Source organism: Streptomyces smyrnaeus (assembly GCF_017676345.1).
Lineage (GTDB): Bacteria > Actinomycetota > Actinomycetes > Streptomycetales > Streptomycetaceae > Streptomyces > Streptomyces smyrnaeus.
In genome coordinates this window covers 214131-226351 of record NZ_JAFFZM010000003.1, presented here as the reverse complement: position 1 = coordinate 226351, position 12221 = coordinate 214131, and the positions used below count along the sequence as shown (strand labels likewise).

Genomic DNA, 12221 nt, shown 5'->3' with positions numbered 1-12221 from the left:
TTTTGGCCGGGTAACGGTCTTGGTTCGGCAAGCGGTCGGTAGTGGTCTCGTACCCCCTCCCCCCGCACCCGGCCCCGGGGGCGGCCGGTTCGCCCCCGGGTGCCGGCTCAGCTCACTCCGCGTCCCGCAGCCTGCGCACCTGCCGCTCCTGGATCTCACGGCTGCGCCGGGCGAAGTCCAGGAGGAGCTCCAGCTCGGGCAGCGAGTAGCGCTCCAGGAGCGCCGCACCCTCCTCCGCGAGGGGGCCGTAGAGGTCGTCGGCACCGCGCCGGATCGCGGCGGTGGCGCGGACGACGGACTTGCGGCGGTCGTTCGGGTCCGGTTCGCGGGTGAGGTAGCCGAGCCGGGCCAGGCGGTCGAGCATCGCCGTGACGCTGCCCGTCGTCAGCCCGAGGGCGGTCCCCAGCTGGCTGGGGGTCGCGCTCTCGCGCTGGGTGAGGACGTCCAGGCAGTGCAGGTCGGTGCGGTTGATACCGAGCCGGTCGGCGGTGGCGGCGTCCACGGCCTCGGTCGCGCTCTGCAGTGCGCGGATCTGCTCACCGAGCTGTCGGCGCAGCTCGGTTTCCTTCGACTCCTGCGGCGGAGAAACCTGTTCACTTGACATACAAGTATCTCGACTCCCAAAATAAAGACCGACCGGTTAGCTTGGTTGCCAAGATAGCCGGTTTCCAAGGTACTTCCACCATCGGGTTGTTGCCCGGGTTCCAGGAAGGAACACTGCGATGAGCAACCAGCACACCGAGCACACGCCGGACCTCCACACCGAGCGGGTCGAAGCCTTCTACACCAGTGTGAAACGGCTGGGCCACTGGACGCGGTCCCGCACCGTCGAGGTACGCACCCGGCGCTCGGCCGTCCACCTCGACCTGCGCTCGGCGCAACTGCCCGACGGCGAGATCGAACTGCGGCTGCTGAGCGAGCGGAGCATGCTCAAGCTCCTGCTCCCCCAGGACGCCGTCCTCGACGAGAGCGAGCTGCGGCTGGTCGGACGCTGCAAGATCAAGGACCGCGAGCGGCATGTGCCGCACCACGGCCGCGTCGTCCGGCTGACCGGCACCCTCCAGCGCAGCGAGATCCGCGTCGCCCGCGGCGGCGTCGCGACCCTCAGCGCGATGTTCTCCCGCGAGTTCATCGACGACTGCCGCACCGCACACCGCGACGGCACCTGGCCGGTACTGCCCGACCCCGGCGAGCTCCACCCCCGCCCCGAAGCCGAGCGGCACCACGAGGCGGCCACGAGCCGGTCCCGCTGAAGCCTCCAAGCGCCGTCGAGCGCGCCCCCCTAGCCTCACCGTCCGGCGCCGGATGCTGCCTGGTCACGGCGTGACAGCCGGTCGGCCGGACGACCGGCCGCACCGCTCGGTACCGCGCAGGGGGCGCACTCATGACTCCGGAGCAGGCCCAGTCGTTCTTCATCGGACTCGCCGCCATCCTGGCGCTCAGCCGGCTGCTGGGCGCCGCGGCCCGCAGAATCGGACAGCCGCCCGTGGTGGGGGAACTGCTCGCGGGGGTGCTCGTCGGCCCCACCCTCTTCGACGGCGCCCTGGCCCGGCACCTGTTCCCCACCGACATCCGGCCCATGCTCGGCGCGCTGGCCGAACTGGGCCTGGTGCTGTTCATGTTCGTCGTCGGCTACGAGCTGGACCTCGCCCGGCTCCGGGGCAGGGAACGCGTCGCGGTCAGCGTTTCACTGTGCTCCGTACTGGTGCCGCTGAGCCTCGGCGGGCTGCTCGCCCTCCACCTCGCCGAACGCCACGCCACCGGCAGCCGGGCCGCCTTCGTACTCTTCCTCGGCGCCGCCATGGCGGTCACCGCGTTCCCGGTGCTGGCCCGCATCCTGGCCGACAGCGGACTCGGACGCACCCGGATCGGCGGCATCGCCCTGGCCGGCGCGGCGCTCGACGACATCCTCGCCTGGTCGCTGCTGGCCGTCGTCGCCGCCGTCGCGGGCGGCGGCGGCCAGTGGCGGCTGCTGCTGACTCCGGTCTACCTCGCGGCGATGCTGCTGGTCGTACGACCCTGGCTGCGGCGGCTGTTCGAGGGGCGGCGCGGGTCCGGACCGCGCGCCGGCTGGCAGGGGTGGATGCGCGAGCACGTCACCGCGGACCAACTGATCGTCGTACTGGGCGGGCTGCTGCTCTCCTGCCTGGCCACCGCGTGGATGGGCGCCCATTTCGTCTTCGGCGCCTTCCTGTTCGGCGCCGTGATGCCACGGGACGCCTCCCGGCAGCTGCGGCACCAGATCACCGACCGGCTGGAGTATGTGACCCGGCTGTTGCTGCTGCCGTCCTTCTTCGTCGTCGCCGGGCTCCAGGTCGACCTCTCCGGCATCGGCACCCGCGGGCTCGGCGAGCTCGGACTGATCCTGCTGACCGCCATCACCGGAAAGTTCGCCGGCGCATATCTGGGCGCCCGGCTCAACCGGGTGCCGCCCGTGCAGAGCGGGGTGCTGGCCGCACTGATGAACACCCGCGGACTGACGGAGCTGGTCATCCTCACCGTAGGACTGCAACTGGACGTCATCGGCCCCGACCTGTACGGCCTGATGGTCGTCATGGCCCTGGTCACCACCGCCATGGCCGGCCCCCTCCTCCACCTGCTGGGCCGCCGCCGCGGCGGCGCCCAGGCACTGGGGGACTTCGACTTCCCCGGGGAGCATCCCAGGACCACCCCCGCCACGGGCACCCCCTCCCACCTGGGCTGAGGCGCGGTGGGGTGGGCCGTCTAGAGCACCGGCGGGCGGCCGAGGCGGGTCATGCGCCAGACCGTGGCCCACCGCATCGGCTGCCGCGGCGGACACGAGGTACGCACGCCTTCTGCGAACCCTGCGAACCAGGCGCGGAGCCCGCCCACGAGCGGGTCCGGACCAGGGTGAGCAGGGTCCAAGCTCCCAGATATGCGGGGACGAGCGGCGCGGGAAGGTGGGCGTTTGGCCAGCCACACCCGGTTGCGGGCGACCATACGGTGGAAGACCGCGTGCCGGGTCGGCGAGGTCCACGGGTGCTGGAGCACCATCAGTTCGGCCGGTCGGTTGCCCATCGTCAGGATGGCGACGCCGATGCGCGGACTACCCACAGGTGGACGCTCCGTTCCTCGGGACTGACGCAGATGCTAACGGCACCGTGTGCCGGGGTCTGTCCGTGAAAGAGGGCGTGTGTCCAGGGTGGGGGCCCGTGCGGCAGCGGCCCGGCTCCATGGGAGCGGGCCGCCGGCGAAGAGCGGGTTCAGCCCAAGGTGGCCTCGGCCAGCAGGTCGAGCTGGCTCGGTGCGGCGGTGCAGGGGAAGACGAGCAGCTCGTCGCAGCCGGCTTCCGCGTAGGCGGCGGCCGTCTCACGGAGCGAGCCCGCGTCGGTGAGGACGGCCTTGGCCGCCATTTCGGCCTTGGGCCCGATGAAGGCGTAGTAGGCGCGCAGATAGCGCTCGGCTCTGTCGCGGGCGTCCGGGCCGAGGCACGCGTAGACCAGGGCGATCAGGCGTGGGGAGTCGGTGCGGCCCTCGGCGCGCCAGGCGGCGCGGGCCTGCTGTGCCAGGTCCGCGTACGCGGTGGCGGAGCTGCCGCCCGCGATCCAGCCGCCCGCGTGGCGGGCGGCGCGCCGCATGGCTGCCGGGGTGTGGCCACCGACGATCAGTTCGGGACCCGGGGCGGCGGGGCGGGGGCCGATGCCGGCGATGCCGGTGGCCGTCTCCTTGCCGTCCCAGATGGCGCGCAGTTCCGTCAGGATGGCGTCCAGGCGACGGCCCCGGTCGCGGTAGGGCGCGCCCGTCGCCTGGAAGTCGTCCTCCCTGCCGCCCGCGGCCGCGCCGACCACCAGTCGGCCGCCGGAGATCTCGTGCAAGGTGGCGAGTTGCTTGGCCAGCAGCGGGGTGCCGGGGCGGTAGGCGGCCAACAGGATGCTGGTGGCCAGCCGGATCCGTTCGGTGACGGCCGCGGCGGCGGTGAGCGCGGTGAGGGGTTCGTAGCTGTCGTAGACGAGCCGGTCGAGCACGCCCAGCGTTGAGAAGCCGTGCTCCTCGGCTCGGACCGCCCACTGGACGAGCCGTCGCCCGTCGATGTCGGGCACGGTGGTGGGCAGGCCCACTCCGATCTCCACAGTCGGTCTCCTTACGGGTGGGGCGCGGGCGTCAGGCCGCCGGTTTGCGGGCGGTCAGCAGGGTGTTGCCCAGCGGCAGCGGCCGGCTGGTCACCTCGGTGAATCCGGCCTGCTCCATCCAGCCGGCGCAGTGGTCCGGGTGGTATCCGGCGCCCGCCGGGGTCATGACGAGCATGTGGAGGCTGGCGATCAGCGAGGCCAGTTCGGGCTTGTCGCCGTTCATGGGGTCGTAGACGAGCAGCGCGCCGCCGTCGTGGACAGCCGCGTACGCCTTCTCGATCAGGGTGCGGCGCTCGTCGCGGGAGAAGTCGGCGAGCACGTGCCCGATGACGAGGACGTCGGCGGGCGGCAGCGGGTCGGTGAAGAAGTCGCCGCCGGTGAAGCCGACCCGGTCGGCAACCCCCAGGTCGCCGGTGTGCTCGGCGCAGGGCTCGGCGTTCTGCGGCCGGTCGAAGACGGTCGCGCTCAGCCCGGGGCGGGCACGGACGACACGCGCTGCGAGGTTGCCGCGGGCTCCGCCCACATCGGTGAGGGTGGTGTATCCGGACCAGTCGAGCGCGTCCAGCAGCTGTCCGATCAGCGGCTGGCTGAGCGAGTCCTGCATGGCCAGGAACATCCGGCGCGCGTGCGGATCGCTGAGCATGGCCTCGAAGTCGCCCTCGGCCTGCGGCTTTCCGGTGCGCAGCGCCTCGGTGAGCCGGCCCCACGCCGGATAGAGCACGAAGCCCGCGCCCTCCAGGAAGCCGCCCTGGTAGTCGGGGCCGCGGACCAGGTGCCGCTGGGCCGCCTCGGTGTTGCGGTAGCGGCCGTACCGGCGCTCCAGCAGTCCGACGGCGGTCAGCGCGTCGAAGAAGTCGGCGGCGGCGCGCGGGTGCAGACCGAGCGCGGCGCGCAGTTCCTCGGCCTCCGCGGTGCCGTCGGCGGTCTCGGCCAGCGCTGTGAACACTCCCAGTTCCAGTGCGCTCAGCAGCAGTTTGGAGGCGGCGAAGCCGAGCCCCAGCTGGGCGAGGGCGGAGGTTGGCGTGGAGTCGAGGGTGGTGGGTTCCGGTGCCGGGGAGAGGATGGTCATGCGGGGTCGCCTTCCTTGACGGTCGCGGGCGCGGCGTCCTCGGGCGGAGCTTCCTCGGCCGCTTCGCCGGCGTCCCGTTCGGGGGCCAGCCCGCGCGCGACGGTGTGCCGCCGCAGCGCGAGCGTGCCGCCGACGGCCAGCGCCAGGACGGCGAGCAGCAGGTAGTACAGCGCCTCGGGGATGACGTCGATCAGCCGGACGAGGCCGCTGCCCGCGCCGCCGCCGAGGGCGGCGAACAGCCACAGCAGTCCGAGCATGTGCGCGATGAAGCGGCGCGGCAGCACATCGGCGACGGCGGCGATGCCCACGGCGGCGACGATGAGTTCACCGCAGGCGTGCATCAGATAGACCACCAGCAGCCACAGCGGGGAGACCTTGTTGTCGCCCGAGGCCAGCGCGGCGGCGACCGCCATGATCAGGAAGCTGACGCCGGTCAGCAGCAGCCCGGCGGAGAACTTGGCCGGCACGCCCGCGCGTCCGCCGCCGTGCTTGAGCAGCAGCCAGGCGAAGACGGGCGCCAGTACCAGGATGAACAGCGGGGTCGCCGACTGCAGCCAGCTGACCGGGACCTCGAAGCCGAGCACGTCGCGGTCGGTGGAGTGCTTGGCGAACAGGGTCAGGGACGAGCCGTCCTGGGCGATCAGCGACCAGAACAGGGTCGAGCCCAGGAAGATCCACAGGAACGAGCGCAGCCGTCTGCGGTCGCCGGCCCGCAGCTCGCGGCTGCGGTAGAGCACGGTGTAGGCGACGACGGGCGCGATGATCGAGGCCATGCCGACCAGCGCGATACCGCTGCCCGGCGTCAGCCCGCCGCCTGCCGCCATACCGCCCAGCAGCAGCGCGAGCACGCCCGCGACGGTGCCGGCCCGCCGTTTGACGCGGCGTGCCGTCCCGGCGTCCAGCGGCCTGCCGGGCTTGTCGCCCACACCCTGGAACTGCGGCCTGGCCAGGGCGACCTGGATGGTGCCGATGAGCATGGCGGTGCCCGAGACGCCGAAGCCGAGCCGCCAGTCGACGCGTTCGCCGAGGAACCCGGCGATCAGCGGCGAGGTGAGCGCGCTGACCTGGATGCCCACGTAGATCAGCGAGATGCCGGCCTCGCGGCGTCCGTTGTCCTTGAACATCAGGTTGAGCATCGCCTGGTGGTTGGGCTTGTACAGGCCCATGCCGACGGCGAGCAGGACGAGTGCGATCGGGGTGAGCCACAGCAGCGGCGTGGCCAGCGCGAAGTGGCCCGCGGTGGTGATGGCGGCACCCAGCAGCAGGGTGCGGCGGGGGCCCAGGACCCGGTCGGCGATCCAGCCGCCGGGCAGGCACAGCATGAAGGCCAGCCCGATCCAGGCGCCGAACAGCGCGGCGGCGTCCGCCTTGGCGAGCCCGAGCCCGCCCTCGTCGCGGGGCGCCACGGCGAACAGGACGAGGATCGCCTGCATCCCGAAGAAGCCGAAGCGCTCCCACAGATCGCTCATGAACAGGGTGCGGAACCAGTTGGGCCAGGGGCGCAGCGAGGCGGAGGCGCTCTGCTCGCGGGGGGCGGTCCCCCCGGCCTCGGCGGTGTGCTCGGCTGTCATGCCGCGGGTCCTCCCTCGTCGGCGGCGGGCGCCGCATCCTCGGTCCTGGCCAGGTGCAGATGCGGGCGGAAGGAGAGGTACAGCCCGCCGACGGCGTTCTGTGCGCTCATCGGGGCCTGTTTCTGCTCGTGGACCTTGTTGAGGTTGGCGAGCGGGTTGGGGTCGCCGCTCTCGGCGCCGTTGAGGTGGGCGTGCACGCTCGCGTACACGTCCTGGGCGTCCTCCATGTCGGCGATGCCGGTGATGATGCGGTCGAAGGCGTCCTGGAGGTTGAGGTTCTCGCGCTGCGCGGAGGTGAGCTTCTGCGCGTTGTAGAAGTGGTGCTCCTTGCCTCGGTAGCTCTCGTAGAAGACCGAGACCAGCACCAGCAGCCGCTCGTAGGCGTGCCGGTAGACGGTGTTGAAGAAGTGCCAGGCCTCCTCTTCCTCGACCTCGCCGCGGATGACGCTGCCGAGGGCGGCGCTGGCCAGCATGGCGCTGTAGGTGGCCAGGTGGACGCCGGTGGACAGCAGCGGGTCGAGGAAGCAGGCGGCGTCGCCGCACATCAGATAGCCGGGGCGGCCGAAGTTCTCCGCGGTGTAGGAGTAGTCCTGCTCGACCTTCATGCCGCTCACCTGCTCGGCGCCGCCCAGCAGTCCGGTGACGGCGGGGCACTCGGTCAGCGCCTGGTCGTAGACCTCCTGGATGCCGCCCAGGTCGTTGCGCTTCTCGTTGAAGATGTCCCGCCCGGTGACCAGGCCGATGCTGGTGGTGCCGTCGTGCAGCGGGATCACCCAGAACCAGCCGTCGGGCGCCGAGCAGACGGCGATGGCGCCCTCGGGGCCGCGGTCGAGCGGCTTGACGTTCTTCCAGTACGTCCAGGCCGCCACATTGCGGAAGATCTCGTGGTACTGGCGGTTCTTCATATGCCGGGCCGCCAGGACGCCGCCGCGCCCGGAGGCGTCGATGACGTAGTCGAAGGTGATGCGCCCGCTCTCGGCCGGGTCCTTGGTGCCGGCCCACTGGGCGGCGACGGGACGCTCCCCGTCGAACTCCAGTTCCTTGACGGTGATGTTCTCCACGACCTCCACACCCAGCGACTCGGCGTGCCGCAGCAGCAGTTCGTCGAACTCGGAGCGGATGACCTGCCAGGCGTTGGTGCCGTCGTCGCCCAGGTTGTCGAACTTGACCTCCCACTCCTCCGGGCCCCAGAAGAAGTAGGCGCCGCCCTTGGGCTGGAAGCCGTGGGACTCCACCTTGTCCCAGACGCCGAGCAGTTCCAGGATCGGCCGGCACGAGGGGAGGATCGACTCGCCGATGTGGTAGCGGGGGAACCGGTCGCGCTCCAGCAGGGTGACCTCGAAGCCCTGCTTCGCCAGCAGTCCGGCCGCCGTTGACCCGGCGGGCCCGCCCCCGATGACGAGGATCTGGGTGGAACCACGCATGAACTTCTCCATCTCTCCGGGGTCCAGGACAGGTCGGTGCCGAAGGCTCGGACCCTGACCGGCACGGTGCTCCGGGCTGCCGGAGGGGCGGTGGAGACGTCCTCGAAGCGGAATCGCCGGCGCAGCGCGGCACACGCGAGGGGCGCACCCTTGAGCGGGCGCGCCCCTCGGTGCTGGGCGGTGGAGGGTGGTGCTCAGACGCGGGCGGGTGTCACCGGCTCGTCCCAGGGGACGCGGTAGGAGTAGACCGGCTCGGTGGCCTTGACGCCGAGCTTGAGGAAGAAGGGCAGCACCAGATCGCGCACGGCACGTTGGAAGCCGTTGGCGGCGGCCTTCTGGTTGCCGGTCTTGCGCCCCTCCTTGATGATCTTCTCGACGCGGCCCTTGCGAATGTCCTGGTAGGCGGCGAAGGCCCGTTCCGGGGCGTCCAGGTCCCGCAGGCACTTGGCGAGCACGATCGCGTCCTCCATCGCCATGGAGGCGCCCTGCCCGACGTGCGGCGAGGTGGCGTGCGCCGCGTCCCCCACCAGACAGACCCGCCCCTTGTACCAGGTCGGCAGGGACGGCATGTCGTAGATGGGGTAGCCGATGATGCCGGCCGGGGTGTCCTCGATCAGCTGCGGCACCGGGTAGTGGTCCTTGCGGTGCTTGGCCAGCAGCCGCCGCTGCCACTCCTCATGGGTGACGGCCTCGATCTCGCCCCGGGCGGGCTCGCGGGACTGGTGGTAGTTCTCGAACCAGTAGATCTCCCCGCCGGGTGTGGTCTGGTGGCCGAAGAAGCCGTCGAGGCAGAAGGACATCCGCATCGTGCCGTCCTCGGGCGCGCCGTACCGGGAGCGGGTGTAGCCGGCGGTGCCGATGACGCCGGTGTACGTCGGCCTGGGGGCGTTCGGCAGCACCGAGTACCGCGACTTGGAGTGGATGCCGTCACAGCCGACCATGAAGTCGCCCTCGGCGGTGGTGCCGTCGCGGAAGCGCACGGTCACGCCGTCCCCGGTCTCGGACACGCTCTCGAAGAACTTCCCGAACTCGACGGTGATGCCCCGCTCGACGGCGGCCTCGCGCAGCCCCTTGTTCAGCAGACCGCGTTTGAGCAGCAGCGTCTCCGCCGGGTTCTCGCCGAGCTGCTTGCCGCGGTGGTTGAGGAAGGCGGTGCTGGTCGTCGGCGATCCGTACCGCTCCACATTGTCCCTGATGCCGAGGGTCTCCAGCACCGCGAGGCCGTTGGGGGCGAGGTTGAGGAAGGCGCCGACGTCGTCGCGTGGTTCCTCGCTCGCCTCATGGATGACGGCCTCGACACCGATCCGCTGGAGGAAGAGAGCCAGCACCGGGCCGGCGATCCCGCAGCCGATGAGCAGCGCCCTGCGCTGCTCCTTCGACCCTGGCGCTTGTGGGTTACCCATGCGAGTCCTCGCCTCTCGTCACGATCGGGCAGTGCCTCTGCCACGTGCGCGGAGCGTAGGAAAGAGCACTTGCGGACCGCTCGAACGCCGGGGCGCCCCGTCAGGGGCACCCCCTCACCGGAAGAGCGCTAGTGGTGGCCGCCCGGTACGCGGCGCGGAGCCGAGCGCTCGGTTCCGGGCTTGACGACGGTGAACTGGCCCATCATCCCCTGGTCCTCGTGCTTGAGCATGTGGCAGTGGAACATGTAGGGCGTGGCCGGGTCGACGTACTCGGGGATCGGCACGGCCAGCCGTACCGTCTCCTGCGGGCGCAGATAGACGGTGTCCTTGAGGCCGCGCAGCCGTTCGGGCACGGGTCCTCCGTCGTAGGAGACGACGCTGAAGCTGGTGCCGTGCACATGGAAGGAGTGCGGCACGCCGTCGATGCCCTGGACGTCCCACAGTTCGACGGCGCGGGCGGGCGCGACCTGGTCGATGCGGTTCATGTCCATGGACCGACCGTTGATCTGGATGCCGGACAGTTCGAACTTCCGGGTACGCGCGGAGTCGGACGCCTTCACCGGCTCGGGGGCTCCGGGCAGCTCGGTAGGCAGCTCGCCGGAGCCGCGCAGCTTCTCGGCGGCGCGGAACTGGAGCAGGTCGAAGGTGTCCTCGCCGCCGTCCAGCCGCCCGTTGGGGAAGCCCACACCGAGATCCGGCGGGTAACTGCGCAGCACCGTCTTCTCGCCCGGCTCGAAGGGCACCACGATCTCGGCGCGCTCGGCGGGTGCCAGCTGCAGCCGGCGCAGCCGTAAGGGGGCCGGCAGCAGGCCGCTCTCCTGGGCCACCAGGTGGAAGGCGCGGCCGTCGGTGAGGCCGAGGTTGTAGACGCGCGCGTTGGACCCGTTCAGCACGCGCAGCCGCACCAGCCGGGTGGTGACCTTCAGATGGGGGTTGGCGGTGCCGTTGACGAAGATGTTGTCGCCGAGGACGCCCAGGGAGCCGGCACCGGCCAGTTCCTCCAGGAAGGAGACGCCGCGCAGCGACAGCGAGCCGTCGTCCTGGAAGGCGCGGTCCTGGAGGATCAGCGGTACGTCGTCCACACCGTAGGTGTGCGGCAGGCCGGAGCCCTGGGAGTGCTCGTCCTCGATCAGGAACAGACCCGCGATGCCGCGTGTGACGTGGTCGGCGGTCTTGCCGTGCGGGTGGGGGTGGTACCACAGGGTCGCCGCGGGCTGATCGAGGCGCCAGCTGGGCCGCCACACCTCGCCCGGTGCGACGGCCTGGTGCGGCCCGCCGTCGAACTCCGCGGGCAGATGCATGCCGTGCCAGTGCAGCGTCGTGGTCTCGGGCAGCCCGTTGCTGAAGGTGACGGAGACGGTGTCGCCGCGCCGGGCACGCAGGGTCGGGCCGAGGAACGGCCCGTTGATGCCCCAGGTGGGTGTCTTCTTGCCGGGTACGAGGCTGCTGGTGCCGGTGCGTGCCTTCAGGGTGAAGTGGCGCCTGCCGCGCTTGTCCTTCTCCGGCTCCAGCAGCCGCGGTACGGCCACCGGGTTGCGGAAGTCCAGCTCGCCGACGTTGGACAGCTTCCGGTCGCGGTAGACCAACGCGTAGTTGACGCCGTACGCGCCTCCGGTCAGCGCGCCCAGGCCCAGCAGCGAACCCGTGGTGATCAGGATGCGGCGCCGGACGACTCTCCGGCGGGTTGGGACGGGCGGCCCGTCCTGCTCTCCGGTGTGCTCACCGGAGCCGGACCGATCGGCGCCGGAGGGGTCGGGGGTCGCGCTGTGCGGCGGTCTGTTCATCGGTCCATCATGCCCAACGTCGCTCAACACCCGCTGGTGACCGTGAACTTGACACCCGTCCGGTCGAGCGCGGCTCCACCAGGGCGCGGCATGCTGCCGCTCCCGAAGACAGGCGAGAGGGCGATCCCATGGCGGAGGTCTGCAGGACTGCTCTGGTCACCGGCGGCAATCGCGGCATCGGGTACGCCGTCGCGGCACTGCTGCACGCCCGCGGGCACCGGGTGATCGTCGCGGCGCGGAACGGCGCCGAGGCCCGGACCGCCGCCGAGCGGCTGGGCGACGGGGCGAGGGGCGCCACCGTGGACGTCACCGATCCGGACGCGGTGGCAAAGCTGCGCGCGGCGGTGGGCGCGGTCGACATCCTGGTCAACAACGCCGGGGTGCAGCTCGACTGGGGCGAGCAGCCCACCGGTGTGGAGCTGGCGCTGGTCGACCGCACGCTGGAGGTCAACCTGCTGGGCGCATGGCGGATGGCGCAGACATTCGTCCCGGACATGGTGCGCAGGGCCTGGGGGCGGGTCGTCAACATCTCCAGCGGTACCGCCTCGTTCGCCCTCGGGCTGCCGGGCGCGTGCCCCGCCTACTCCGTCTCCAAGGCCTCGCTCAACGCGCTGACGGTACTGCTCGCCCGGGAGACCGAGGGCACGGGCGTGCTGGTGAACGCGATCAACCCCGGGCTGGTCCGCTCCCGGATGCGGCCCGACGCCGAGCAGTCGCCGCAGCAGGCCGCCGAGCACATCGTCCGCGCCGCCACGCTGCCCGACGACGGCCCGTCGGGGGTCTTCCTGCGGCGGGACGCCGTCATCGGCTGGTGACGTGCCCGTCGGCGGGCCCCGCGACCGCGTCCCCAGACATCTTCGAGGGCCGCTGGCTACTCCT

At 71.5% G+C, this 12221-nt stretch carries 10 protein-coding genes and 1 pseudogene; 3 read left to right on the top strand and 8 right to left on the bottom strand.

Going from position 1 to position 12221, the window contains the following annotated elements; genetic code table 11:
- Positions 1-112 precede the first annotated feature (112 nt).
- Positions 113-604: a MarR family winged helix-turn-helix transcriptional regulator gene (locus JW613_RS07130; protein ID WP_209209843.1), complete on the bottom strand. Its 492-nt coding sequence runs from the start codon at positions 602-604 to the stop codon at positions 113-115.
- A gap of 118 nt (positions 605-722) precedes the next feature.
- Between JW613_RS07130 and JW613_RS07125 the strand changes: the two genes are divergently transcribed.
- Together JW613_RS07125 and JW613_RS07120 are read left to right on the top strand one after the other, a co-directional pair.
- On the top strand, positions 723-1253 hold the full coding sequence (locus JW613_RS07125; RefSeq protein ID WP_209209842.1) for a hypothetical protein: 531 nt from the start codon (positions 723-725) through the stop codon (positions 1251-1253).
- Between the two features lie 131 nt (positions 1254-1384).
- Positions 1385-2704, top strand: a complete 1320-nt coding sequence (locus JW613_RS07120) for a cation:proton antiporter (protein ID WP_209209841.1) — start codon at positions 1385-1387, stop codon at positions 2702-2704.
- Between the two features lie 20 nt (positions 2705-2724).
- Here JW613_RS07120 and JW613_RS35625 read toward each other — a convergent pair.
- The 7 genes and pseudogenes from JW613_RS35625 to JW613_RS07090 form a co-directional block, all read right to left on the bottom strand.
- Positions 2725-3015 (bottom strand): annotated as a pseudogene (locus JW613_RS35625) (glycosyltransferase family 2 protein); the annotation flags it as partial.
- 209 nt (positions 3016-3224) lie between these two features.
- Positions 3225-4091 carry an LLM class flavin-dependent oxidoreductase gene (locus tag JW613_RS07115; RefSeq protein ID WP_209209840.1) on the bottom strand — a complete coding sequence of 289 codons (867 nt, stop codon included), beginning with the start codon at positions 4089-4091 and terminating at the stop codon, positions 3225-3227.
- Positions 4092-4122: 31 nt separating this feature from the next.
- On the bottom strand, positions 4123-5160 hold the full coding sequence (locus JW613_RS07110) for a methyltransferase (protein WP_209209839.1): 1038 nt from the start codon (positions 5158-5160) through the stop codon (positions 4123-4125).
- The gene (locus tag JW613_RS07105; protein WP_209209838.1) at positions 5157-6731 is read right to left on the bottom strand and encodes a peptide MFS transporter; all 1575 of its coding nucleotides are present in this window, start codon (positions 6729-6731) and stop codon (positions 5157-5159) included. The genes JW613_RS07110 and JW613_RS07105 overlap by 4 nt, the downstream gene beginning before the upstream one ends.
- Entirely contained in the window at positions 6728-8155 is a 1428-nt protein-coding gene (locus tag JW613_RS07100; RefSeq protein ID WP_209209837.1) for an NAD(P)/FAD-dependent oxidoreductase, read from the bottom strand. The genes JW613_RS07105 and JW613_RS07100 overlap by 4 nt, the downstream gene beginning before the upstream one ends.
- 194 nt (positions 8156-8349) lie before the next feature.
- Positions 8350-9558, bottom strand: coding sequence for an FAD-dependent oxidoreductase (locus JW613_RS07095; RefSeq protein ID WP_209209836.1), 1209 nt, complete (start codon positions 9556-9558; stop codon positions 8350-8352).
- A 128-nt stretch (positions 9559-9686) separates the two neighbouring features.
- Positions 9687-11342 carry a multicopper oxidase family protein gene (locus JW613_RS07090; RefSeq protein ID WP_209209835.1) on the bottom strand — a complete coding sequence of 552 codons (1656 nt, stop codon included), beginning with the start codon at positions 11340-11342 and terminating at the stop codon, positions 9687-9689.
- Positions 11343-11470: 128 nt separating this feature from the next.
- Here JW613_RS07090 and JW613_RS07085 point away from each other — a divergent pair, with 128 nt between their 5' ends.
- Complete coding sequence (locus JW613_RS07085) at positions 11471-12157, top strand: SDR family NAD(P)-dependent oxidoreductase (protein WP_209209834.1); 687 nt, start codon at positions 11471-11473, stop codon at positions 12155-12157.
- The last annotated feature ends 64 nt before the right edge of the window (positions 12158-12221 follow it).

What these genes read in the sequence shown, in the direction of transcription:
- JW613_RS07100 (WP_209209837.1), bottom strand. Translation starts at nt 8,155, where the DNA reads ATGCGTGGTTCCACCCAGATCCTCGTCATCGGGGGCGGGCCCGCCGGG.
- JW613_RS07085 (WP_209209834.1), top strand. Translation starts at nt 11,471, where the DNA reads ATGGCGGAGGTCTGCAGGACTGCTCTGGTCACCGGCGGCAATCGCGGC.
- JW613_RS07090 (WP_209209835.1), bottom strand. Translation starts at nt 11,342, where the DNA reads ATGAACAGACCGCCGCACAGCGCGACCCCCGACCCCTCCGGCGCCGAT.
- JW613_RS07105 (WP_209209838.1), bottom strand. Translation starts at nt 6,731, where the DNA reads ATGACAGCCGAGCACACCGCCGAGGCCGGGGGGACCGCCCCCCGCGAG.
- JW613_RS07125 (WP_209209842.1), top strand. Translation starts at nt 723, where the DNA reads ATGAGCAACCAGCACACCGAGCACACGCCGGACCTCCACACCGAGCGG.
- JW613_RS07110 (WP_209209839.1), bottom strand. Translation starts at nt 5,160, where the DNA reads ATGACCATCCTCTCCCCGGCACCGGAACCCACCACCCTCGACTCCACG.
- JW613_RS07095 (WP_209209836.1), bottom strand. Translation starts at nt 9,558, where the DNA reads ATGGGTAACCCACAAGCGCCAGGGTCGAAGGAGCAGCGCAGGGCGCTG.
- JW613_RS07120 (WP_209209841.1), top strand. Translation starts at nt 1,385, where the DNA reads ATGACTCCGGAGCAGGCCCAGTCGTTCTTCATCGGACTCGCCGCCATC.
- JW613_RS07130 (WP_209209843.1), bottom strand. Translation starts at nt 604, where the DNA reads ATGTCAAGTGAACAGGTTTCTCCGCCGCAGGAGTCGAAGGAAACCGAG.